Here is a 20,875-nt window from a genome sequence, read left to right as displayed (position 1 = left end):
CGAGTGAGGCGATGCGCCTTGCCGGAAAGGAGAAATGCCATGCGCATGATTGAAAGCCAATTTGGTCACGGGGTTGCCAGCTATCGCTCGCCCGTTGCGTCCGTTCTTGCCGGCCTTCGTATGTCCGCGACCCGGATCGTGCGCACCTGGCGAAACCGTTCGGCGCTCAATCGACTTCATGATCTCGACGATCACATGTTGCTCGATATCGGGCTGCGGCGGGAGGACGTGCGCAATGCGCTTATCTCCTCCTATTACTGGGCCGATCCCGACATGCACCTGACGATCACGGCGCGTGACCGCGCCCGTAGACATTTGCGGAGCGGCCGTCCCGACTAGGGCGCTCCCAGCTTCCCCGCAGGGTGAGAGCCAATAACCCTGCCGCTTGCCCGGCGCGCGACCCTCCCAGGTCCCGCCGGGCTTTTTCTTTGCGATGTGCTCAGCAAGTCAATCCGGCTTTTTGCCCGGTTCCGCTGGCGACCCCATCGACGATGCCTTGCTCATCGTGTCGAAGATGCTTTCGATGCTCTTCTGGTAATCCTTCTGCATCTCGATCCCGGCGTCGAACATGGTCGTCACCAGTTGCGTCAGCGAAGCGGCCGGTGTCCCCGCCTTGTCCGCGGCGGGCGCTTCGGCCGATGTTCCGCTCATGCCCGTCATCATGTCGGTAAAGGCTTTGGCGAAAGGATTGTCGAGGAAGGGATTTTCGGCCGGCTTCTTGTCGGAACCGGTGCCGAAGAAGGCCTGGGTGAAGGGATTGTTGAAGGGATTGGTCTGCGGCTCCGGCTTCTTTGCCATGCCGGTCGCCTCCATCCACTGCCGCGTGGCAGCGGCGAAGGGGTTGTCCGAGTCCTGTTGGGTGGCAGCGAAGAAGGGCGCGACCGACTGCTTGAACAAGCCACCCATCAGCGTGCTGGCGACCACCGGCAACATCTGCTTGTAGATCTCCTGGCCGATACCGGTCATTTGCGCCGCTTGCGCGGCGACTGCGCGCGACACATCCTTCGAGCCGAAAAACTGGCCGAGCAGGTCGTTGCCTTCCGCGATGCCGCTCGGCGTGAAGGCCTTGGTCATGTCATCGAAATATTTGGCATAGTCACCCGAATAGAGGGCCTTGAGAAACGAACCGAAATCATAGGGATTGGCGGCGCTGCGCTTCAGCCCTTCCGAGAAGGCCGGCATCAGCGCCGTGATGGCGTCGTTCGCCTGTTTCTGCGCCAGTCCGAACTGCTTTGCCATCACATCCAGCGCGCCGCCGTTCTGTGCCTGCAGCATCAAGTCGTAAAGCGGGATCATCGCCGGTCCTTTCGTCATTGGTGCGGGCATTCCCATGCGGCACGCACCCACCCGGCGTTGTGCACCGTGGCTTGCGCGGGAGCATGTCTCTCGCACTATAACGGGAATATGCGGGACGAAAACCGCTTTCTTGCCGAGACGGCTGCGGGCGATCAGTACTGGTAGTCGGTGAAGACCGGTTCGACGGACCGGTTCCAGCGGCCATTGTAGAGCGCCAGCATGTCCTCTGCGAGCGTCGACTTCTTGGCCAGGACCTCTTCCAGCGGTGCAAGGAACACCGACTCGTCCACACCATCGCCGTTGACCCTGCCGCGCGCGACAAGTCCGGAACGAGCGATCGACAGCACCTCGCGGCCGACGTCCCAGAGCGTCGCGCCGCGGTGTCTTGCATCGAGGCCCTGCGAGGGGACTGCGTCGCGGAGAGTGGCGACCTCCTCGACCGTCCAGTCGCGCGTCAGGTCTTCGGCGGCCGAAAGGGCTGTGTCATCGTAGAGCAGCCCCACCCAGAAGGCCGGCAGCGCGCAGATGCGGCGCCAGGGGCCGCCGTCGGCGCCGCGCATCTCCAGGAAGCGCTTGAGGCGCACGTCCGGGAAGAGCGTCGAAAGATGGTTGGTCCAGTCGCCGATGTTGGGCTCCCAGTCAGCGATCTCGCCCCTGAGCGCCCCGGCCATGAACTGGCGGAAGGTGATGTGCGTACAGTCGTGGTACTTGCCGTCGCGCACGACGAAGTACATTGGCACGTCCAGTGCCCATTCGACATAGCGCTCGAAACCGAAGTCGGCGTCGAAGGCAAAGGGGATCAGACCGGCACGATTGTTGTCCGTATCGCGCCAGATATCGCCGCGCCACGAAAGAAGGCCGTTCGGCTTGCCCTCGGTGAAGGGGGAGGAGGCGAAGAAGGCGGTCGCGAGCGACTGGAGCTTCAGCGACACCTGCATCTTGCGGCGCATGTCGGCTTCGGAGGAGAAGTCGAGGTTCACCTGGATCGTGCAGGTGCGGTACATCATGTCGAGGCCGTGCGAACCGACTTTTGGCATGTAGCGCGTCATAATCTCATAGCGCGACTTCGGCATGCGGGGGGTCTCGGCGAGCGACCACTTTGGGCTGCCGCCCATGCCGAGGAACCGGATACCGAGCGGTTCGGCGACTTCGCGCAACGTCGAAAGATGCTGGTTCGATTCCTTGCAGGTCTCGTGGATGTTCTCCAGCGGCGCGCCGGACAGCTCGAACTGGCCGCCCGGTTCCAGGGAGATCGCGCCGGCGCCGGCCGGGCCGGCAAGCCCGATGATGTTGTCGCCGTCCATGATCGGGTCCCAGCCGCTCTTGGCCTGCATGCCGGTCAGCAGCGCGGAGATGCTGCGCTCGCCGAAATAGGGAACCGGGCCGTTGTCGGCGGTGAAGAATGCAAACTTCTCATGCTCCGTGCCGATGCGAAACGCGTCCTTCGGCTTGCAGCCGGAGGCGAGGTATTCGGTCATGTCCGCTGTCGAGCGGACCGGCGTCTGGTCGGTGGTATCACGGGCCATGGGCATCTTCTTGTCAGGTGGGCACCGGCCGAGTGGCCGGGCAAGTGGAGGGTGCTTGGACCGTATTTATGTGCGGCGCAAGCGAATTTCTTTCAAGATGCCATCAAAAAAACGGAAAGGTCGTCCTTGGCGCAGGCAATGTCGCAGCAGCTCGAACTGGCTATTTCCAGTCACCAATCGTGGCCTGGATGATGGCCAGGGCCGCGACCGCAGCGGTGTCCGCCCTGAGGATGCGGGGGCCGAGCGGGATCGGCGTTACGAATGGCAGGTTGCGCAAGATTGTCCGCTCGCCGTCGGAAAAGCCGCCTTCCGGACCGACCAGAAGCGCCAGCTTGTTCTCCCGTACCGCATTGAGCGCGGGCAGCGGATTTTGGCTGCCATGTCCCTCATCGCAAAATAGGATGCGTCTATCCTGCGGCCAGTCCTGCAGCAGTTCATCCAGCCGCCGGGGTGCCGAGACCTGCGGGATGGCGAGAATGCCGCACTGCTCCGCGGCCTCGATCACGTTCGCCTCGATCCGGTCCAGGCTGGAAATCTTGCCTTGCACGTGCTGCGTCATGACCGGCTGCAGCAGGCCCGCGCCCATCTCCACGGCCTTCTGCACGAGATAGTCAAGACGGCCGACCTTCAACGGCGCGAAGAGATAGTGCAGATCGCTCGGTGCGGGCTGCGGCCGCGTCTGTTCCACCGGGGTAAGAAGCAGACGCTTGCGGGTCGGGTAGGAGAGCTGGGCCCGCCACTCGCCGTCGCGACCGTTGAAGGCGAGGACCTCCGAGCCATCTTCCGCCCGCAGCACGTTGGCAAGATAGTGAAACTGATCTTTCGCGGCCTCGAACGCCGCCCCTGCGGACAGGTCAGCTTCGACGAAGAGGCGTTGCATGCGGTAGTTGGCGCGCATTGTGATCCCTGTCAGCCGAACAAGCCGTTGAGAAGACTGAAGAGGATGGCGGCGGCCATCGCGGTGAGCGGTACGGTGATGATCCACGCCGCGACGATGGTCATGAAATGCGAGCGTCGCACCAGGCGGCGCCGGCGAATCTCGTCGGGGTTGCGATCCTCCAGTTCCTCAAGGTCGATGATGCCGCCACGCTTGCGGATGTACTCCAGGCGGCGTCTCGAATTGCGCGTGTACCATTCGCGGAAGAACCCGACGCCGAAGACGGAGCCGACGGCAATGTGGGTCGAGCTGACCGGCATGCCGAACGCCGAGGCGACGAGGACCGTCACCGCCGCCGACAGCGCTACGCAATAGGCCCGCATCGGGTTGAGCTTGGTGATGTCCTTGCCGACGAGCTCGATGAGCTTCGGCCCGAACAGCAGCAGCCCGATCGAGATGCCAAGCGCACCGATCAGCATCACCCACTGCGGCACGATGGCATCAAAGCCGCCCTGTGCCGTCTGCGCCGCATGGACGATCGCGGCAAGTGGGCCGACTGCGTTGGCCACGTCGTTCGCACCATGGGCGAAGGAGAGCAGGGCTGCCGAAATGATCAGCGGAATCCGGAAGAGCCTGCGCAGCGACTGGTTGCGGTTTTCAAGGCCGATCGATTGCCGCGCGATGAAGGGAAGGCTTGCCGCATAGGTCAAGGCGCCTGCTATCAAGCCGAGCAGGACGCTCGTGCCGAAGCCGATATCGAGCAGATGTTCCAGCGGGCTGATCAGGAGATAGGCCGTGAAGCTGCCGCTCATCAGCCCGATCAACACCGGCACCCAGCGGCGCGCCGCGGCGATCTTGTCGTCGCGATAGACGATCGTCTCCTTGATGAAGAAGAGGAGCAGGGCCGCAATCATGCCGCCGAGCAGGGGGGAGGCGACCCAGCTCGTGGCGATACCCGACATGAGTTTCCAGTCGACCGAATCTGTGCCGGCGGCGGCGATACCGGCGCCCATCACAGCGCCGACGATCGCATGTGTCGTCGAGACCGGCGCGCCGAGCCAGGTGGCGGCGTTGATCCACACCGCGGCGGAAAGCAGCGCGGCCAGCATGGCGCGGATCAGCGTATCCGGCGGCATCGACGACGGAGCGACAATTCCCTCCGAAATCGTCGAGACCACGTCGCCGCCCGCAAGCATGGCGCCCAGCGTCTCGAAGACGGCAGCGATGGCGAGGGCCGCGGCCATCGACAGGGCGCGCGAGCCGACCGCCGGGCTGACGTTGTTGGTGACGTCGTTGGCGCCGATGTTCATGGCCATGTAGGCGGCAAGTGCTGCGGCGGCGACGATGACGGCAGCACCAGGACGGTCGATCACGAAGGCGCCGGCGACGATCATGGCAAGCGCGAGGAAGATCAGACCGATGCCGGGGGCGAGCAGGCCTCGGGAAATGAAATTCGTCGCCTCCTCGAGGCGTGTCAGCTTGTCGAGATCCTTGTCAAGCGTCGGCTTGCCCAGCCGCGTGGGGGTATTGTCCATCCGGTTGCTCCAGGGGTTACCGTGGCACTACTGCCTCAGCACAACGAGAGCAATATGGCGGGATCTTCAGGCGTGCGCATTTTTTGCCTGAACAGGCTGGTGCGGGGCTAGCCAGCTTTGTTCGAAGGCCAGGAACAGTTTCCTCAAGCCGGGTTCGGCAACGCGTGCGGCGGCCTCGGAGCAACTGACCCATTCCAGGCGGCGTTCTCCCTTTTCGGGAAAGTTCTTGGAAAGTTCGTGCACTTCCAGCGAATAGACCTGGACCTTGCAACGAACCTTCAGCCCCTGGGGAAGGCCTTTCTGATACATATAGTGGCCGATCGGTTCCTTGTGCACCTTGCCCTTGACGCCGGCCTCCTCATAGGCCTCGCGCTCGGCGACGGCATAGGACGGCCGCCCCTCCATCGGCCAGCCTTTCGGTATAACCCAGCGTCCGGTATCACGGCTGGTGATGAGGAGGACCTCAATCTCGCCCCGCTTCTTCCTGAATCGGAAGCACAGCGCGGCGTACTGAATCCGGGCCGGCCGCCGGAGCATCAGTCGCACGTCGCTGGCAATTCGGGTGAGGATATTCAATCTCTTCTTCATTCCTTCCAGCCGGTTCCGAGGCTGATTCGTTTTGGACAGGTGTCTGTGGAGTATGGGCGCATTTGTACCACTGTAAACGGCTGCGCCATCGCTGATCCTGCCGATAGCCGTGAAAAGCGGCAATTACGCGGTGGAACCTGGACCCTAATCGCTCTTGACAGCGGAGCGGTGCTGCATCCGCAGTTGTGAAATGCGCTGCCACTCGCCTGTGCGTTCCGCCTCGCGGATGGCGCTGTCGATATAGTCTATATGGGCCTGTGCAGCCGCTTTTGCCATGACGGGATCGGCGTTAAGGATGGCGACGCAGATCGCCTCATGCTGATCGAGCAGGTCGCCACGGGCTTTGTCCGAAGCGAACACCAGATGCCGGTGGAAGAAAATCCCCTGCTCGAGCAACCGGTAGCAGGCCCGCAGCGTATGCAGCAGGATGATGTTGTGTGCAGCCTCGCCGATCGCGTTGTGCAGGTTCACGTCGGCGGCAAGCTCGTCCTCGAAGCGACCACTTGCGTGGGCTTTCCGCATGTCCTCCAGAATGGTTTTCAACGCCTGCCTGTCATAGGCCGTTGCCCGCTGGGCGGCGAGTTCGGCGGTGATCCCCTCGAGCGCGCGGCGGTATTCGAGAAAATCGATCGTGGCGCGCCGGTGGCGGGCGATCAGGTCGACCACCGGCCTGGAGAAGACCTGGCCGATGATATCGGCGACATAGGTGCCGCCGCCATGATGGCTGACGAGAAGGCCGCGGGCCTCCAGTTCCTTCAGGGCCTCGCGCAGGATCGGTCGCGACACGTCGAGCCGCTTCGAAAGCTCTCGCTCGCCCGGCAGCCGGTCGCCGTCGCGCAGGACTCCTTCGAGCAGAAGCAGTTCGATCTGGCGGACGACCTCGTCTGCCGTACGGCTGTGGCTGACGCGGGCGAACAGGTCGAAGGGCGTGTCGGCAGGCAGGCTTTCCATGGCCGAAGGATAACAGTCCGCCATCACTGGTCAATAAACTTGTCCACGAGGGTAGGCGGGCGGGCGACCCTGCCCGATGATCGATGCGATTGCGAGCAAGGACGGGGCGCGACCGATAGAGACTTGTGGATGGGGCAGATTTTCAACTGCCTGCGTCAATGCGCCGTTTTTTCCGGCAATTGTCTTTTGCTAAACAAGCCAAGATAAATGCATCACGAGGGGGACGATGCAGGCATGACCAATGGAAGCTTTGCCTTTCCGACCGCTGCGGCCCGGGCGCAGGCGCTCGGGGAGATACACGCCAGGCCCTACGCGCTGGTGCCGTCGCCGCGCGTCATTTTTCAGCTCGCGTTCCTGACCGAGGGTGGCACCGGCGTCGATCACGCGGTGCTTTCCGACCTCTCCCGTACGCGCGGGGTTTCGCCGCCGGCGCGCGACGCCAGCCACCATGCGATGAGTTGGGGGCAGGGGACGCTGCGTTGGGAGCGTCATACCGAGTTCTCGACCTATTTCTGGGACTGCCCGGTGCCGGAGAAGTTTGGCGACGTCGTTCCCGTCCACCCGTTCGGCGATAGTTTTTCGCCGCCGGGTACGCTGATCTCCGGCGTCCGCCTGGAGATCCGCCCGGACACGCCGCAGACGCGGGACGCGATCGGCAATTTCGACCCGACAAGCCTTTGCTACAGCGAGGTCAAGGACGGGCAGGCGGTCATCCTCACCGACTTCCGACAGAACGGCGACGGGCTGACGCAGATCCTCGTGATCGACCGCGGCATGACCGAAGCCGGGCGCGGCGCACTGGTGCAGCGCCTGCTCGATATCGAGACCTACCGGACGCTGGCGATGATGGGGCTGCCGCTCGCCCAGTCATTGTCGCCGGAGATCCGCCGCATCGAGGACGGTTTGACGGCTGTGACGCAGCGCATGAAACAGCATGCCCGCGACGAGGCCGATCAGATGCTGTCCGAGATCACGCGCCTTGCCGCCGAACTCGAGGCCAACGCCGCGCTTAGCCTCTATCGCTTCGGCGCCAGCCGTGCCTACTACGGCATCGTGCAGGAGCGCATCCGGACGCTGGCGGAAACGGCGATTCCCGGCTACGAGACGCTCGGTTTCTTCCTGGAACGGCGGCTGGCGCCGGCCATGCGCACCTGCCAGTCCGTCGAGGAGCGGCAGGCGAACCTGTCACGCAAGCTCGCGCGCGCGACAGCGCTCCTGCGCAGCTGGATCGACGTGGAACTGGAGCAATTGAACAGCGGCCTGCTCAATTCGATGGACCGGCGCGCCAAGCTGCAACTCCGCCTGCAGCAGACCGTTGAAGGATTGTCGGTCGCGGCGATCTCCTACTATGTTGTCGGCCTGTTCGGCTATCTCGCCAAGGCCGCGAACGGCCTCGGGCTGCCGGTCAAGCCGGAAACACTGACGGGCCTCTCCGTACCGGTCGTCGTCCTTGGCATGTGGCTGCTGGTGCGGGCGATCCGGCGTCGGCACGCCGAAGAGGACGCGCACTGAGCATCAGCCGGGTGCCTGGTCATGCTCCCAGTACGGTGTCGGTCCATAGAGGTCGGCGAGGTAGTCGATGAAGACGCGGACCTTGGCCGGAAGGAACTGGCGACTGGCGTAGATCGCCGAAAGCACGACGTTGCGCGAACCTTCGTACTGCGACAGCACCTGTACCAGCCGGCCGTCCCGTAGTTCCGGGCCGATGTCCCAGGTCGAGCGCAGCGCGATTCCCATGCCGGCGATCACCGCCTCACGCACGACCTCACTCGAGTTGGTGATCAGCGTGCCCTGCGGCCGATAGGCCACTGCACCCTCCGGACCCTCTAGCCGCCAGACATCCTGGTTGTGCGGCGGCAGGCAGGTGTGTTGCGCCAGGTCGGCGATTGTAACTGGCGCGCCGCGGCGTTTGAGATAGCCAGGCGAAGCGGTGAGCACGCGCCGCACCGGGGCGAGACGGCGGGCCACCAGCGAAGAGTCCTCCAATTCGCCGATGCGGATCGCTAGGTCGAACGCCTCGCCGACGATGTCGGAGAAGTCATCCGTCAGCACGAGATTGACGGTCAGTTCCGGATTGGCCTCCATGAAGGGCATCAGATGCGGCGCGATGTGCAGCCGCCCGAAGGAGGTCGGGGCGGAGATCCGCAAGACGCCGCGCATGGCACCGGCGCGGCCGGACACAAAGGCTTCCGCCTCCTCGATGCCGGCGAGGATGCCGAGGATGCGCGCGTGGAAGCCTTGCCCGGCTTCCGTCAGCGAGATCTGCCGGGTCGTGCGCTGCAAGAGCCGCGTGCCGAGCCGTTCCTCCAGGCGCTTGATACGCTTTGAAACGACGGCGGGCGAGAGCCCGAGCGCCCGGCCGGCGGCGGACATGCTGCCGGTCGTGACCACGCGCGAGAAAATTTCCAGATCGCCCAGGTTCGTCATAAATGTTATCCATTTTCGTCCTAGCGGAAAAAATGCTTAGCATTTGCCTGCCCTCCGGCAAAGTGGTAAACAAAAAATACCATTTTGCCCGATTTGGAGATCTCAAATATGGAGCAGATCGGCTTTCTGCCGCCGAAGCCCGCGGTGTTGTCGCGGCGGAGCGAGATCGTCGAAGACCTTCTGGATCTGTTGCCGGAGGGGTGCCTGGTGCATGAGCCGCGTGCGCTCGTGCCCTTCGAGACCGACGCCTTCGTCTCCTATCGTCGCGTGCCGCTGGCCGTGGCGCTGCCGGAGACGACCGCTCAGGTCGCCGCCGTCCTGAAATACTGCCATCGCTACGGCATTCCCGTCGTTCCGCGCGGCGCGGGGACATCGTTGTCGGGCGGCGCGATCCCGCAGGAGGACGCCGTCGTCCTGGGGCTTTCCAAGATGTCGCGCATCCTGGAGGTCGACTATGCGAACCGCACCGCCACCGTCCAGGCCGGGGTGACCAACCTTGCCATTTCCGACGCCGTCTCCGCCGACGGCTATTTCTATGCCCCTGACCCGAGCTCGCAACTCGCCTGCACGATTGGCGGCAACATCGGCATGAACTCCGGCGGCGCGCATTGCCTGAAATACGGCGTCACGACCAACAATCTGCTCGGCGTGAAGATGGTGCTGGTCGACGGCACGGTGATCGAGCTCGGCGGCAAGGCGCTGGACGCGCCGGGCCTTGACCTGCTCGGCCTCGTCTGCGGCTCCGAGGGCCAGCTTGGCGTCGTCACCGAGGCGACGGTGCGGCTGATCGCCAAGCCCGAGGGGGCCCGGCCGGTCCTGTTCGGCTTCGACAGTTCCGAGGAGGCCGGTGCCTGTGTCGCCGACATTATCGGCGCGGGCATCATCCCGGTCGCAATCGAATTCATGGACAAGCCGGCGATCGAGATCTGCGAGGCCTTTGCCCAGGCCGGATATCCGATGGACGTCGAGGCGCTTTTGATCGTCGAGGTCGAGGGCTCCGAGGCCGAGATGGACGGCATGCTGGAGAGCATCATCACGATCGCCCGCCGCCATGGCGTCAAGGTCGTCAAGGAAAGCCAGTCGGCCACGCAGGCGGCACTGATCTGGAAAGGCCGCAAGTCCGCATTCGGCGCGACGGGGCGGATCGCCGACTACATCTGCATGGACGGAACCGTGCCGCTCAGCCAGTTGTCGAACGTCCTGCGCGGCACCGCCGAGATCGTCGCCCACCACGGGCTGCGCGTCGCCAACGTCTTCCACGCCGGCGACGGCAACATGCATCCGCTCATCCTTTTCAATGCCAACGACCCCGAGGATGCGGCCCGCGCGGAGGCAGCCGGCAACGAGATCCTCAAGCTTTGCGTCGACGCCGGCGGCTGCCTCACCGGCGAGCACGGTGTCGGCATCGAGAAGCGCGACCTGATGCGCCACCAGTACAGCGAGGCCGACCTGGTCCAGCAGATGGGCGTGCGTGCAGCCTTCGATCCGCAGTGGATCCTCAATCCCTCGAAAGTCTTCCCGCTGGAGGGGCGACCGGCCGCATGACCATGATTCATGATCCCCTGTCCGAGGAGGCCGCCTCCCGGATCATCCGCGCTGCCAAGGCTTCGTCCTCGACACTCGAAATCCGTGGTGGCGGCACTCGCACGCTTTTGCCCGGCCCGGCGGGCCGGGACGTGCTGTCGTCGGCCGGTCTCTCCGGCATCGTCGCCTACAATCCGGCCGAGATGACCATGACCGCGAAATCCGGCACGCCGCTCGACGAGGTCGCCGCGGCCCTTGCCGAAAGGCGGCAGATGCTGTCCTTCGAGCCGCTCGACCTGCGGCCGGTGCTCGGCACGGGTGGAATTCCGACGATCGGCGGGGTTTTTGCGACCAATGCCTCCGGTCCGCGCCGCTTCGTCGCCGGTGCGGCGCGCGACAGCCTTCTCGGCGTCCGCTTCGTCAATGGCACCGGCGAGGTCGTCAAGGCGGGCGGGCGTGTGATGAAGAACGTCACCGGCCTGGACCTGACGAAGCTGCTCGCGGGCTCGCGTGGCACGCTCGCCTTCCTGACGGAGGTGACGTTCCGGCTGCTGCCTGTTCCGGAAACGGCGGCCACGATCGTCGTCTCCGGCCTGAACGACGCGGAGGCCGCAGCCGCAATGGCAACGGCGATGTCGATGTCGGTGGAAGTCTCCGGCGCGGCACACCTTCCCGAAAGCGTCTGCGGACGGTTCGTTGGCGGCCGTCTGCCGGACGGGGCGGCGACGGTGCTGCGGCTCGAGGGCCTGGCCGCCTCCGTCGCGGTGCGCGCCGAAAAGCTGCAGGCGGCGTTGGCGTCGTTCGGCGCGATCTCGTCCCTTAGCGCCGAAGACACAGCTCTGCTCTGGCGTGAGATCCGTGACGTCCACCCCTATGCCGACGGCACCGCCCGCCCGCTGTGGCGCGTCTCCGTCGCGCCGACGGCAGGCCACCAGCTTGTCGCAGCGCTTCGCCTCGAGACGGGCGTCGATGCCTATTTCGACTGGCAGGGCGGCTTGGTGTGGTTGCGCATGGAGGCCGATCCCGAGGCGGAACTGGTGCGCCGCTACATCAAGGCGCTCGGCGGCGGGCACGCCACGCTGATGCGCGCCGCGCCGACCGTGCTGGCAGCGACGCCTGTCTTGCAGCCGCAAGCCGAAGCGATCGAGCTCTTGAGCGCGCGGATCAAGGAAAAGTTCGATCCGGCGGGGATATTCTCCGGCGCATCTGCAGGCGAGGCGTAGACGATGCAGACCAATTTCACCGCCGAGCAGCTTGCCGATCCGCATGTCGCGGCATCCGAGACGATCTTGCGCAAGTGCGTCCATTGCGGATTCTGCACCGCCACCTGTCCGACCTACGTGACGCTCGGCAACGAGCTCGACAGCCCGCGCGGTCGCATTTACCTGATCAAGGACATGCTGGAGAACGGCCGGCCGGCTGACGAGCAGGTCGTGACCCACATCGACCGCTGCCTGTCGTGTCTCTCCTGCATGACCACCTGCCCCTCCGGCGTCGACTACATGCATCTGGTCGACCACGCCCGCATGCACATCGAAAACACCTATCGGCGCCCGTTCTGGGATCGGGTGACCCGCAACCTGCTCGCGGCCGTGCTGCCCTATCCGCGGCGCTTTCGGCTGGCGCTGCGCGCCGCCGCTCTCGGCCGACCGTTCGCCGGCGTCTTCAAGCGGGTGAAGGGGCTGGAGCCCTTCGCTGCCATGCTGGCCCTGGCGCCCCGGCATGTGCCGAAGCCGTCGCCGAGCGCCCGGCCCGGCACGCATCCGGCCACAGGAACGAAACGCGGTCGGATCGCGATCCTGTCCGGCTGCGCGCAGCCGGTGCTGAAGCCGGAGATCAACGAAGCGACGATCCGGCTCCTGACCCGCCTCGGCGTCGAGGTCGTGGCGCCGGCCGGCGAGGTTTGCTGCGGCTCGCTCGTTCACCACATGGGCCGCGAGGAGCAGGCGCTCGAGGCGGCACGCCGCAACGTCGACATCTGGCTTCGCGAGATCGAACGCGGTGGGCTCGACGCGATCGTCATCACCGCGTCCGGCTGCGGCACGACCATCAAGGACTACGGCTTCATGCTCAGGCTCGACCCGGCTTACGCGGAGAAGGCTGCGCATGTCTCCGCGCTCGCCAAGGACGTGACGGAGTATCTCGCCACCCTCGACCTGCCGCATCAGGAGACGAAGCGTGTCACCGTGACCTATCACTCCGCCTGTTCGATGCAGCACGGCCAGAAGATCACCACGCTGCCGAAGACGCTCCTGAAGAACGCGGGCTTCACCGTGCGCGAACCGGCCGAAGGGCACCTGTGCTGCGGCTCCGCCGGCACCTACAACATCCTGCAGCCGGAAATCTCCGAGAAATTGAAGGCGCGCAAGGTGAAGAACCTGGAGGCGACGAAGCCGGACGTGATCGCCACCGGCAACATCGGCTGCATCACCCAGATCGCCACGGGCACCGACGTGCCGATCCTGCACACGGTCGAGCTGCTGGACTGGGCCTATGGCGGGGTAAAGCCGGCGATGCTGGCGTAAGGAGGCGCCCCGCCAGGGGCGTCGCAAAGTCCGAATGAAGGGGGCGCGGGATCGTCAGGTCACGCGTCGTCAGTTTGACGGGCGGTTTCGCTTCTCGGCTCAACTCTCTTCCCGTCTCCCCGGACTTGATCCGGGGTCCAGCAGCGCCGCGTCTGCGGCGCCAAAGACTCTTTTGGCGCTCAAGGACTTGAGCGCGCTGGATGCCGGCTCAGGGGCCGGCATGACGGAGGAGTTTGCTTACCCGCCGAAGGTGCCGAAGATCGTCCGCAGCACGTCGACGCCGCGGTCGTCGTAGCTGACCTTGCCCTGCTTGTTGCCGGGGCCGACGACGACCACCTTTGCGCCCAGGTTAGCGCGCTCGTAAAGATGCTCGACGTCCTTGTTCATCATGCGGATGCAGCCGGACGACATGTTGAGGCCGATCGACCAGGGCTCGTTGGTGCCATGGATGCGGAACGCCGTGTCGTTGCCGGCCTTGCTGTAGAGATAGAGCGCGCGGGCGCCGAGCGGGTTGTTGATGCCGCCCTCCATGTAGGGGGGCAGGATCCGGCCCTTCTTGCGCTCGCGGATGACCATCTCCGGCGGCGGCGTCCAGCCCGGCCACTCGGCCTTGCGGCCGACCTTGACGACGCCCGACCAGCCGAATCCCTCGCGGCCGACGCCGATGCCGTAGCGGATCGCCCGGTTCTTGCTTTCGACGAGATAGAGGAACTTGTTGTTGGTATCGACGATGATCGTGCCCGGGGGTTCGTCCGTCACCAGGCGCACCATGCGTCGATGGTACTTTTGCGCGACCGGTTTTTGTTGCGCCACCCTGACGATGTCGGTGGACGCCACATTCGGCATACCGGCCGATCCAGCGGTGAAGGCGTTCGCGGATGCGGCCGGCAGGACGGATGCGAGCGCGACGCCCGCCGCCAGCAGCATGTGCACGAGTTTCGTCATGTGGATTCCCTCTCGCTCCCGAAGTGCCGCGGAAGCTAGCGAAGTTTCGTCGCATTTCAAGCGGTCAAGCGTATGGTAAAGAGCCTGTTAAGCCAATGGGGTGTCAGTAACGCCGTCACTGTTGCGCACGGCACACAGCAAAACGGCGGCATGATTGCTGCCGCCGCCGAGCTTTCAACCCTTGATGCTTGCGCGGATGCGCTCAGATCACGATGACCTTGGTGCCGACATTGACGCGCTCGTAGAGGTCGACCACGTCCTCGTTGCGCATGCGGATGCAGCCGGAGGAGACCCCGTAGCCGATCGTCCAGGGGGCATTGGTTCCGTGGATGCGGTAGAGCGTCGAGCCGAGATACATGGCGCGCGAACCGAGCGGGTTGGCAGGGCCACCCTCCATGAAGTCGGGCAGGTAGTGGCCCTTGGCGGCCTCGCGCGCGATCATTTCCTTTGGCGGCGTCCAGCTCGGCCATTCCCTCTTGGAGGTAACCTTGTGCGTGCCGGCCCATTCGAAGCCGGGCTTGCCGACGCCGACGCCGTAGCGCCGGGCCTTGCCGCCATCGAGAACCAGGTAGAGGAAGCGATTGTTGGTGTCGATGACGATCGTACCGGCCTTGTGGGTGCTTTCGTAGTCGACGATCTGCGGCAGGTACATCGGATCGATCTGGCGCGTGGCCGGCTGCCCGCCGTTCACCGCGGCAAGCTGCACGCCGGCTGTGTTCGGATGCACGAACCGTTTCTGCTGTGCCGACGGGCGCGTGTCGGTCCTGCGCGTCGTTACGGCCGGCCGGATACCCTGTCCGGTCAGTTGCATCACCCAGGGAGCGGTCAGGTCGGGGCTGACGACCACCGGCGGCCGGGTGGCGTAGCGGTCGCTCGCCTCAGCCACCGGAATGGCGCAAAGAAGGCTTGCGGAAAGCAGAAGGGATTTTTTCAACATCGGGCGTACTCTCAACCTTTCGCCGGACATGATGGTGCCGTCACCCGAATGGGCGGCGGCATGTCGAACGCAAATGGGCGCCGTCTTGGCGCATCGTCCGCGATGGTCGCACCGGGCTGGAAGCGAAAGGTAAATTCCCGTTCGTTAAATGGCACCGGAACCATGAAACCTTCGGGTAGGGTTATTGCCGCCTTTCCGAATCTGGTTGATGAATGGTAAAGCGGAACAAAGCAGAAACGCGGAGAGCGAATATGACCGAGAAGGGGATTGTCACGGGCGAGGATGGCCGGCAGCGTTGCGCCTGGCACGGCAACCTGGACGACTACCGCCGCTATCACGATGCGGAATGGGGGCGTCCCGTCACCGATGACGTCCGCCTGTTCGAGAAGATCTGTCTCGAAGGCTTCCAGTCCGGCCTCTCCTGGCTGACGATCCTGCGCAAGCGCGAGAATTTCCGTGCCGCCTTCGCCGGCTTCGACTTCGACCGGGTGGCCGCCTTCGATGACGAGGACGTCGCCCGCTGCCTTGCCGATACGGGCATCGTGCGCCACCGCGGCAAGATCGTCTCCACCATCAACAACGCCCGCCGGGCGCAGGACATGCGTGCGGAATTCGGCTCGCTGGCGGGCTATTTCTGGAGCCACGAGCCTCCGGCGGGGGAACGCCCGGCCGTCATGGACTATGAGACGCTGATCGCCAATCCGAGCACGCCGACCTCCGTGAGGATCTCGAAGGATCTGAAGAAGCGCGGCTGGACCTTCGTCGGACCGACCACCGTGTATGCATTCATGCAGGCGATGGGGCTGGTCAACGATCATCTCCCGGGTTGCTTCTGCCAACCGGAGGTCGAGCGCCTCCGCCAGGAAATGAACAGGCCAGCCGGGGCCGCTGCCTTGAGCTAGGAAACCGCGCGGCCGATGGCAGTTCCGGATAATCCTGTGGGGAGAATGTTGTCGATTCAACCGAGTTTGTCGGATCACGTGTATTTTCTGGCGAATCATGTATCGTTCCGGTTGCGGGGCGATCAGATCAACCGGGAAGTTTTTGCGTTTCCAGCCTGGGTGCACCGTTCAGGGCTGAATGATTTGGCCAGCGGGGAAGTCATGGCGCAAAACGGAAACACACTTGAAGTTTGGGCCTGTAACAAGGCCCAGGAAATCGTTCTGCGCGAGGGGTTCGACCTGATCCGCTCGGCAAGAACCGGCAGCAGCATTGAAATCCGGCAGCACAGCCTGACGCTGGCCAAGGCAATCGCCGCTTCGCTGCTCGAAGCTTCGGCTGCGACCGAAAAGCAGTATACGTCCGCGGGTGAATAGCCGGCTGCGCTGGGATCGAGCCCGGCGGTAGTCGCGCCGGGCCCGTCGCCTAACGGTTACTTGGCGTTCTTTTCCAGCCAGGCCTTCATCATTGCGATTTCGCCTTCCTGGGCCTTGATCACCTCTTCGGCCAATTGACGCATGGCCGGATCCTTGCCGTATTCGAGCTCGATCCTGGCCATGTCGATTGCGCCCTGGTGGTGGGCGATCATGCCGCGGGCGAAGTCGACGTCGGCATTGCCGCTGAACTCGATATCCATTCCGGCGTGCATCTTGGCATTGGCCTCGGCGAAGGCTTGGCTTGAGGGCCCGTTGTCCCCCTTCGGCTCGCCCATCTGCATGGTGCTGCCGTCCATCATCTGATGGGTGGAATGGTCCTGCGCAACAGCGGGGGACGCGAGAAGCAGCGCCAGGGCGACGCCCGACGCGAAGTGTCTGATGTTCATTTTGAAAGTGTCCTATCTGAATTGTATGTCTGCGGGGCAGCGGCCCGTGTGGCAAGGTCTTCAGAAGGCTCGGCTTCGGGGTGGCGGTTCCAGTGGCAGGACGTATCCGCCAGCCAGCGTGTCGCTGATCGCGACGGGGCGGGCGTGGGGAGTGAGCGGCGGCGCGATCTGCTCCGCCTCGGCCACAACGGCGAAACAGGCCGAGCACAGCAGCGGGTGGACCGCCTGGTGCTTCTGGTCACCTTGATGCTCGTGCTTGGAGCCGGTCCGATGATCGGCGTGTTCGGTTGCCACCGCGGCCGCATGCAGCGACGCAGCCATCGCGGGCGTCCAGCCGGCCAGGAGGGCGGCAACAAAGGTCAGGATCACGAACAATCTTCTCACGTCGCTGATGTAGGACGGCAATCTGGACGTGAAAAGTCCCCGATCGGCCTTTTTTGCTTCTGCAGGTTTCGCGTGCGGCCACCGGCCACTTTCATCACGCCGTTTGGGGCTCCCGCAACTGCGGTCGCCCTTGCCGCACCCGGCCCAATCCGCTAGGGAAGCCTCCAAAAGCGATATCAGCATTTTTGGGCGCCCCGATGAGCGAAAAGCAGAAGAAACCGCAGAAACTGAAGGCGCGCCTGCCGCGCGGCTTCGTCGACCGTTCCGCCGCCGATATTCGCGCCGTCGAAGAGATGACGGCGAAGATCCGCGAGGTCTACGAGCGCTACGGCTTCGACCCGGTCGAGACGCCTCTGTTCGAGTACACCGATGCGCTCGGCAAGTTTTTGCCCGACAGCGACCGCCCGAACGAGGGCGTGTTCTCGCTGCAGGACGATGACGACCAGTGGATGTCGCTGCGTTATGACCTGACCGCGCCGCTCGCCCGTCATGTGGCGGAGAATTTCAACGAGATCCAGCTGCCCTATCGCACCTACCGCGCCGGCTACGTTTTCCGCAACGAGAAGCCGGGACCGGGGCGTTTCCGCCAGTTCATGCAGTTCGATGCCGATACCGTCGGCACCGCCGGCGTCCAGGCCGACGCCGAGATGTGCATGATGATGGCCGACACGATGGAGGCGCTCGGCATCAAGCGCGGCGACTACGTCATCCGCGTCAACAACCGCAAGGTCCTCGATGGGGTGATGGAAGCGATCGGCCTCGGTGGCGACGACAAGGCCAATGCCCGCCTGACCGTGCTGCGCGCCATCGACAAGCTCGACAAGTTCGGCCCCGAGGGCGTGCGCCTGCTGCTCGGCGAGGGGCGCAAGGACGAGAGCGGCGATTTCACCAAGGGTGCCGGGCTCGGTGCCGAGCAGATCGAGAAGGTTCTCTTCTTCGTCGGCATCAAGGACTATGCCGAGAGTGCGGACGATCTGGCTGCAATCGTCGCTGGAACCGCCAAGGGGCCGGAAGGTGTCGAAGAACTCAATCAGATCGGCCACCTGGTGACGTCCGCCGGCTACGAGCCTGACCGCATCAAGATCGATCCCTCGGTCGTGCGCGGCCTTGAGTACTACACCGGCCCGGTCTTCGAGGCAGAACTGCAGTTCGCGGTCACCAACGACAAGGGCGAGAAGGTCGTGTTCGGCTCGGTCGGCGGCGGTGGCCGCTATGACGGGCTCGTCTCGCGCTTCATGGGCCAGCCGGTGCCGGCGACGGGCTTTTCGATCGGCGTCTCGCGCCTGATGACGGCGCTGAAGAACCTCGGCAAGCTCGGCACCGACGAGGTGGTGGCGCCGGTGCTCGTCACCGTCATGGACGGCGACACCGAGAGCATGGGCCGCTACCAGCGCTTCACCCAGGCGCTGCGGGCTGCCGGCATCCGCGCCGAGATGTACCAGGGCAACTGGAAGAAGTTCGGCAACCAGCTGAAGTATGCCGACCGCCGCGGCTGCCCGATCGCCATCATCCAGGGCGGTGACGAGCGCGCGCTCGGCGTCGTGCAGATCAAGGACTTGATCGAAGGCAAGCGGCTTGCCGGCGATATCGAGGACAACGTCACCTGGCGCGAGGCGCGCGTGGCGCAGGTCGTGGTTTCGGAAGAAGACATGATCCAGCGCGTGCGCGAGATCCTGGCCCATCAGGCCGACGATCGGAGCCGGGCGGGCAGGGGCTGAGGGAAGGCGTGCTATGCCGCTGATCAATCTTCCTGCCTTCGCCCCCGACCTGCTCGCCGAATTCGCAAGCCTTGGCACGGAGCGCGTCGACACGCCGGTGATCCAGCCGGCCGAACCGTTTCTCGACATGGCCGGCGAGGATTTGCGCCGGCGCATCTTCATGACCGAGAGCGAGACCGGGCAGAGCCTTTGCCTGCGACCGGAATTCACGATCCCCGTCTGTCTGCGCCATATCGAGACCGCGACCGGGACGCCGAGACGTTATGCCTATCTCGGCGAGGTGTTCCGCCAGCGGCGCGAGGGTGCGAACGAGTTTTATCAGGCCGGCATTGAGGATCTCGGCGAGGGCGACGTTGCCCGCGCCGACGCGCGTGCCGTCCATGACGCGCTGATCGTGCTCGGCAACCGGCTACCTGGCCGCACGCTCAAAATCGTGCTCGGCGACCAGAGCGTCTTCGAGGGGGTCGTGGCCGCGTGCGGGCTGCCGTCCGGCTGGCAGAAGCGCCTGATCCATGCCTTCGGCAATCAGGATCGGTTGCGCAAGCTCTTGGCGGAGCTGTCACAGCCCGCCGCCAAGGGAGTGTTCGGCCCGGAGGTGGAACGTCTGGCGAGCCTTGGCCTGCTGGAGGAGGAGGCGACGCTCGCCCGCCACATCGACGAGACGATGCAGGCGACCGGCTACTCGACCAACGCCAGCCGCAGCCCGGTCGATATTGCCCGGCGGCTTCGCGAGAAGATGACGCTGGCAAGCACCCGTCTCGACGCCGGCACGCTGGACACCCTGCGTGCATTTCTCGCCATCGAGACACCGTTTGCGGACGCGCCCAAGGCCCTTTTCGATTTTGCCCGTACGGCCGGCCTTGCCATCGACGAGGCGCTGTCGCGTTTTGACGCTCGTGCAAAGGCGCTGGTGGACGCGGGCGTCGATCCCGCTTCGATCACCTACCGCAGCGCGTTCGGCCGTCCGCTTGATTACTACACCGGCCTCGTCTTTGAGATCACCGCCAACGGCAACCCGGCAGTGCTGGCCGGCGGGGGGCGTTTCGACCGGCTGATGACGCTGCTCGGGGCGACGACGCGCATCCCGGCCGTCGGCTTTTCGCTTTGGCTCGACCGCATCGAACAGGCGATTTCGGAAGGTGTCTCCGCATGACCATCACCATCGCGCTGCCTTCCAAGGGCCGGATGAAGGAGGATGCCTCGGAGATATTTGCCAGGGCGGGCTTCACGATCGCCTCGGTCGGCAACGACCGCTCGTATCGCGGGCGCGTCGAGGGCCGCGACGACATCGAGATCGCCTTCCTCTCGGCCTCGGAAATCTCCCGCGAGATCGGCAACGGCTCGATCGATTTCGGCGTCACCGGCGAGGATCTGGTGCGCGAGGGGCTGGCTGAGGCGGACGCCCGCGTCGAGTTCTGTTCCCGCCTCGGCTTCGGCCATGCGGACGTCGTCGTCGCGGTGCCGGAAATCTGGCTCGACGTCGACACCATGGCTGATCTCGGCGATGTGGCCGCTGATTTCCGCGCCCGTCATGGCCGCCGCCTGACGATCGCGACGAAATACTGGCGGCTCACGCAGCAGTTCTTTTCCGGCAACCACGGCATCCAGCTCTATCGCATCGTCGAGAGCCTCGGCGCCACTGAAGGCGCGCCGGCCTCCGGCTCGGCCGACATCATCGTCGACATCACATCCACCGGCTCAACGCTCACGGCCAACCACCTGAAGATCCTGTCCGATGGCGTGATCCTGAAGTCCGAGGCGTGTCTCGTGCGCGCCCGCAAGCAGGAGCATGAGACAAATCCGGTGGTGGCGGAGATCATCCAGGCAGTCGGCAAGGTCCTTTGATTGGAAGGGCTGGTGGCGGCAAGTCGGCCATCCTA

General features: G+C 64.6%; 21 protein-coding genes. 10 read left to right on the top strand and 11 right to left on the bottom strand.

Translation table 11 applies throughout. The features are described 5' to 3' along the window. Positions 1-39: 39 nt before the first annotated feature. Complete coding sequence (locus AC1DDS_RS03305; RefSeq protein WP_310415245.1) at positions 40-339, top strand: YjiS-like domain-containing protein; 300 nt, start codon at positions 40-42, stop codon at positions 337-339. Between the two features lie 108 nt (positions 340-447). On the opposite strand, the gene AC1DDS_RS03300 is transcribed toward AC1DDS_RS03305, so the two are convergent. From AC1DDS_RS03300 to AC1DDS_RS03275, 6 genes are all read right to left on the bottom strand, one after another. After that, positions 448-1,296, bottom strand: coding sequence for a DUF937 domain-containing protein (locus AC1DDS_RS03300; protein ID WP_477477755.1), 849 nt, complete (start codon positions 1,294-1,296; stop codon positions 448-450). Positions 1,297-1,448: 152 nt separating this feature from the next. After that, positions 1,449-2,822 (bottom strand): glutamate--cysteine ligase, encoded by a 1,374-nt coding sequence (locus AC1DDS_RS03295; RefSeq protein ID WP_477477567.1) that lies wholly within the window; start codon positions 2,820-2,822, stop codon positions 1,449-1,451. Positions 2,823-2,982: 160 nt separating this feature from the next. Continuing rightward, entirely contained in the window at positions 2,983-3,720 is a 738-nt protein-coding gene (locus AC1DDS_RS03290) for a 16S rRNA (uracil(1498)-N(3))-methyltransferase (protein WP_477477566.1), read from the bottom strand. 11 nt (positions 3,721-3,731) lie between these two features. Further along, positions 3,732-5,234 (bottom strand): inorganic phosphate transporter, encoded by a 1,503-nt coding sequence (locus AC1DDS_RS03285; RefSeq protein WP_477477565.1) that lies wholly within the window; start codon positions 5,232-5,234, stop codon positions 3,732-3,734. A gap of 66 nt (positions 5,235-5,300) precedes the next feature. Then, on the bottom strand, positions 5,301-5,810 hold the full coding sequence (locus tag AC1DDS_RS03280; protein ID WP_477477754.1) for an NUDIX hydrolase: 510 nt from the start codon (positions 5,808-5,810) through the stop codon (positions 5,301-5,303). 156 nt (positions 5,811-5,966) lie between these two features. Then, positions 5,967-6,797 (bottom strand): FadR/GntR family transcriptional regulator, encoded by an 831-nt coding sequence (locus AC1DDS_RS03275; RefSeq protein ID WP_477477564.1) that lies wholly within the window; start codon positions 6,795-6,797, stop codon positions 5,967-5,969. 210 nt (positions 6,798-7,007) lie between these two features. On the opposite strand from AC1DDS_RS03275, the gene AC1DDS_RS03270 reads away from it, so the two are divergent. After that, complete coding sequence (locus AC1DDS_RS03270; RefSeq protein ID WP_477477563.1) at positions 7,008-8,285, top strand: DUF3422 family protein; 1,278 nt, start codon at positions 7,008-7,010, stop codon at positions 8,283-8,285. Between the two features lie 3 nt (positions 8,286-8,288). On the opposite strand, the gene AC1DDS_RS03265 is transcribed toward AC1DDS_RS03270, so the two are convergent. Continuing rightward, positions 8,289-9,200, bottom strand: a complete 912-nt coding sequence (locus tag AC1DDS_RS03265) for a LysR family transcriptional regulator (protein WP_477477562.1) — start codon at positions 9,198-9,200, stop codon at positions 8,289-8,291. Between the two features lie 108 nt (positions 9,201-9,308). Between AC1DDS_RS03265 and AC1DDS_RS03260 the strand changes: the two genes are divergently transcribed. From AC1DDS_RS03260 to glcF, 3 genes are read left to right on the top strand one after another with little or no spacing between them, the layout of a single operon-like run. Next, complete coding sequence (locus tag AC1DDS_RS03260; protein WP_477477561.1) at positions 9,309-10,745, top strand: FAD-linked oxidase C-terminal domain-containing protein; 1,437 nt, start codon at positions 9,309-9,311, stop codon at positions 10,743-10,745. Then, positions 10,742-11,947 (top strand): FAD-binding protein, encoded by a 1,206-nt coding sequence (locus AC1DDS_RS03255; protein WP_477477560.1) that lies wholly within the window; start codon positions 10,742-10,744, stop codon positions 11,945-11,947. Before AC1DDS_RS03260 ends, AC1DDS_RS03255 begins: the two co-directional genes overlap by 4 nt. A gap of 3 nt (positions 11,948-11,950) precedes the next feature. Next, complete coding sequence (glcF, locus tag AC1DDS_RS03250; protein WP_477477559.1) at positions 11,951-13,249, top strand: glycolate oxidase subunit GlcF; 1,299 nt, start codon at positions 11,951-11,953, stop codon at positions 13,247-13,249. A 237-nt stretch (positions 13,250-13,486) separates the two neighbouring features. Here the strand turns inward: glcF and AC1DDS_RS03245 are convergent, their stop codons facing one another. Together AC1DDS_RS03245 and AC1DDS_RS03240 are read right to left on the bottom strand one after the other, a co-directional pair. Next, positions 13,487-14,194: a L,D-transpeptidase gene (locus AC1DDS_RS03245; protein WP_477477558.1), complete on the bottom strand. Its 708-nt coding sequence runs from the start codon at positions 14,192-14,194 to the stop codon at positions 13,487-13,489. A 202-nt stretch (positions 14,195-14,396) separates the two neighbouring features. Then, a complete protein-coding gene (locus AC1DDS_RS03240) occupies positions 14,397-15,131 on the bottom strand; it encodes a L,D-transpeptidase (RefSeq protein WP_477477557.1) in 735 nt (244 codons plus the stop codon). 251 nt (positions 15,132-15,382) lie between these two features. Between AC1DDS_RS03240 and AC1DDS_RS03235 the strand changes: the two genes are divergently transcribed. Together AC1DDS_RS03235 and AC1DDS_RS03230 are read left to right on the top strand one after the other, a co-directional pair. After that, complete coding sequence (locus AC1DDS_RS03235; protein WP_477477556.1) at positions 15,383-16,033, top strand: DNA-3-methyladenine glycosylase I; 651 nt, start codon at positions 15,383-15,385, stop codon at positions 16,031-16,033. A 15-nt stretch (positions 16,034-16,048) separates the two neighbouring features. Next, positions 16,049-16,447 carry a hypothetical protein gene (locus tag AC1DDS_RS03230; RefSeq protein WP_477477555.1) on the top strand — a complete coding sequence of 133 codons (399 nt, stop codon included), beginning with the start codon at positions 16,049-16,051 and terminating at the stop codon, positions 16,445-16,447. Between the two features lie 56 nt (positions 16,448-16,503). On the opposite strand, the gene copM is transcribed toward AC1DDS_RS03230, so the two are convergent. Together copM and AC1DDS_RS03220 are read right to left on the bottom strand one after the other, a co-directional pair. Beyond that, positions 16,504-16,893, bottom strand: a complete 390-nt coding sequence (gene copM, locus AC1DDS_RS03225; RefSeq protein WP_477477554.1) for a CopM family metallochaperone — start codon at positions 16,891-16,893, stop codon at positions 16,504-16,506. A 60-nt stretch (positions 16,894-16,953) separates the two neighbouring features. Beyond that, positions 16,954-17,262 (bottom strand): hypothetical protein, encoded by a 309-nt coding sequence (locus AC1DDS_RS03220; protein ID WP_477477553.1) that lies wholly within the window; start codon positions 17,260-17,262, stop codon positions 16,954-16,956. Between the two features lie 212 nt (positions 17,263-17,474). Here AC1DDS_RS03220 and hisS point away from each other — a divergent pair, with 212 nt between their 5' ends. Genes hisS through hisG form a run of 3 tightly spaced genes read left to right on the top strand, consistent with a single transcriptional unit; the run spans position 17,475 to position 20,840 of the window. Beyond that, entirely contained in the window at positions 17,475-18,995 is a 1,521-nt protein-coding gene (gene hisS, locus AC1DDS_RS03215; RefSeq protein WP_477477552.1) for a histidine--tRNA ligase, read from the top strand. A 13-nt stretch (positions 18,996-19,008) separates the two neighbouring features. Further along, positions 19,009-20,148 (top strand): ATP phosphoribosyltransferase regulatory subunit, encoded by a 1,140-nt coding sequence (locus AC1DDS_RS03210; protein ID WP_477477551.1) that lies wholly within the window; start codon positions 19,009-19,011, stop codon positions 20,146-20,148. Further along, the gene (gene hisG / locus AC1DDS_RS03205) at positions 20,145-20,840 is read left to right on the top strand and encodes an ATP phosphoribosyltransferase (RefSeq protein ID WP_477477550.1); all 696 of its coding nucleotides are present in this window, start codon (positions 20,145-20,147) and stop codon (positions 20,838-20,840) included. The genes AC1DDS_RS03210 and hisG overlap by 4 nt, the downstream gene beginning before the upstream one ends. Positions 20,841-20,875 lie beyond the last annotated feature (35 nt).

The organism is Mycoplana sp. 10N416, assembly GCF_056394765.1.
The sequence above is the reverse complement of the archived record's forward strand: the minus strand, read 5'-3'. Positions and strand labels throughout refer to the sequence as shown.

Coding starts and splice junctions, on each gene's coding strand:
- AC1DDS_RS03245 (WP_477477558.1), bottom strand. CDS start 14,194: ATGACGAAACTCGTGCACATGCTGCTGGCGGCGGGCGTCGCGCTCGCA.
- AC1DDS_RS03210 (WP_477477551.1), top strand. CDS start 19,009: ATGCCGCTGATCAATCTTCCTGCCTTCGCCCCCGACCTGCTCGCCGAA.
- AC1DDS_RS03260 (WP_477477561.1), top strand. CDS start 9,309: ATGGAGCAGATCGGCTTTCTGCCGCCGAAGCCCGCGGTGTTGTCGCGG.
- AC1DDS_RS03300 (WP_477477755.1), bottom strand. CDS start 1,296: ATGATCCCGCTTTACGACTTGATGCTGCAGGCACAGAACGGCGGCGCG.
- glcF (WP_477477559.1), top strand. CDS start 11,951: ATGCAGACCAATTTCACCGCCGAGCAGCTTGCCGATCCGCATGTCGCG.
- AC1DDS_RS03285 (WP_477477565.1), bottom strand. CDS start 5,234: ATGGACAATACCCCCACGCGGCTGGGCAAGCCGACGCTTGACAAGGAT.
- AC1DDS_RS03295 (WP_477477567.1), bottom strand. CDS start 2,822: ATGGCCCGTGATACCACCGACCAGACGCCGGTCCGCTCGACAGCGGAC.
- hisS (WP_477477552.1), top strand. CDS start 17,475: ATGAGCGAAAAGCAGAAGAAACCGCAGAAACTGAAGGCGCGCCTGCCG.
- AC1DDS_RS03290 (WP_477477566.1), bottom strand. CDS start 3,720: ATGCGCGCCAACTACCGCATGCAACGCCTCTTCGTCGAAGCTGACCTG.
- AC1DDS_RS03230 (WP_477477555.1), top strand. CDS start 16,049: ATGGCAGTTCCGGATAATCCTGTGGGGAGAATGTTGTCGATTCAACCG.
- AC1DDS_RS03270 (WP_477477563.1), top strand. CDS start 7,008: ATGACCAATGGAAGCTTTGCCTTTCCGACCGCTGCGGCCCGGGCGCAG.
- hisG (WP_477477550.1), top strand. CDS start 20,145: ATGACCATCACCATCGCGCTGCCTTCCAAGGGCCGGATGAAGGAGGAT.
- AC1DDS_RS03275 (WP_477477564.1), bottom strand. CDS start 6,797: ATGGCGGACTGTTATCCTTCGGCCATGGAAAGCCTGCCTGCCGACACG.
- AC1DDS_RS03265 (WP_477477562.1), bottom strand. CDS start 9,200: ATGACGAACCTGGGCGATCTGGAAATTTTCTCGCGCGTGGTCACGACC.
- AC1DDS_RS03235 (WP_477477556.1), top strand. CDS start 15,383: ATGACCGAGAAGGGGATTGTCACGGGCGAGGATGGCCGGCAGCGTTGC.
- copM (WP_477477554.1), bottom strand. CDS start 16,893: ATGAACATCAGACACTTCGCGTCGGGCGTCGCCCTGGCGCTGCTTCTC.
- AC1DDS_RS03240 (WP_477477557.1), bottom strand. CDS start 15,131: ATGTTGAAAAAATCCCTTCTGCTTTCCGCAAGCCTTCTTTGCGCCATT.
- AC1DDS_RS03305 (WP_310415245.1), top strand. CDS start 40: ATGCGCATGATTGAAAGCCAATTTGGTCACGGGGTTGCCAGCTATCGC.
- AC1DDS_RS03255 (WP_477477560.1), top strand. CDS start 10,742: ATGACCATGATTCATGATCCCCTGTCCGAGGAGGCCGCCTCCCGGATC.